1 protein-coding gene is annotated in these 1,239 nt (G+C 52.8%); it reads right to left on the bottom strand.

Annotation, left to right across the window (positions count from 1 at the left end; all coding sequences use genetic code 11):
• Positions 1-1,239 (bottom strand): condensation domain-containing protein (locus ACWA2B_RS27825; RefSeq protein WP_449292874.1); only part of this gene is annotated, 1,239 nt, incomplete at both ends.

Raw genomic sequence — 1,239 nt, 5'->3', positions numbered from 1 at the left:
TGTCTACCGAGCGTTCACTCAAAATGCCGACAATCGACTCGCGTCCAACGCCTTCATTCCGCAATCTCCGCGCCAATTGGTTCGCGCGCTCGTTCAGTTTCCGGTAAGTGAGCTGCTCCTCCTCGTACACCACTGCCACGTGATCCGGCACAAGCTGTGCCTGTTCTTCCACAAAGGTATGGAATAAGGCTCCTGCTTCAGCAGCAACATCCGATACTCCTACATCTCCAAATCCATAGATGATCTGTGCTTTTTCCTCGGCAGGTACCATATCCAAAACTGCCAGCGGCTGCTGCGGATGCAGTGTAATTGCACGTACGAGTTCGGTAAAATGCTGTGCCAATCGCGCAATGGTCTCAGGCTTGTACAGCGCCGTGCTGTATTCCAGACTGCACAGAATGCCTTCTGGCTGCTCCACTGCATCTAAAGTCAGATCAAACTTGGCCGTATGATTTTCCAGTGGATAGGAGCTCAAGGTCAAACCTTCCAGCAGTAACTCCTGTTGCTCCAAGGTTTTCAACTCAAACATCGTGTCAAACAGCGCATTTCGGCTCGTATCCCGCGTCAAATTCAGCTGTTCAACCAGTTCTTCAAAAGGATAGTCTTGATGCTCATAAGCACTGAGCGCATGCTCCTTCACCTCTTGCAGATAATCCAGGAACGTTTTGTCGCTGGACGGATAATTGCGAATCGCCAGCGTGTTAATGAAGACACCCACCAGATTACTGAGCTCCGCATGCGGTCGTCCTGCAATCGGCGTGCCGACGACAATGTCCTCTTGGCCCGTGTATTTGTGCAAGAGCGTAGTGTACGCCGCCAGCAGCACCATGTATAGGGTAGCGCCTGTTTGCGAAGCCAGTTCTTTCAGGCGTTCACTAACCTCACGCTCCAATGCAAATTCGATCGTATCCCCTGCCGTACTCTGCACCGCCGGACGGGCAAAGTCGGTTGACAGATCCAGTACAGGCACTCCGCCCCGGAAGGTGCCCAGCCAGTACGCTTCCTGACGCTGCATCCACTCCTGATGGGTTTCGCTTTGCTGCCATACGGCATAGTCTTTGTACTGAATCCGCAATGGCGACAGTTCTTCACCGCCATACAAGCGGACAAATTCATCGGTCAGTACCTCCATCGACACGCCATCCGAAACGATATGGTGCATGTCGAGCATGAGTAAATGCTGGGATTCTTGCTCTACTCCTTGGACACCCAGATCCACCAAGCCTACCCGCAGCAGCG

The organism is Paenibacillus sp. CMM36 (assembly GCF_053570945.1).
The sequence above is the reverse complement of the archived record's forward strand: the minus strand, read 5'-3'. Positions and strand labels throughout refer to the sequence as shown.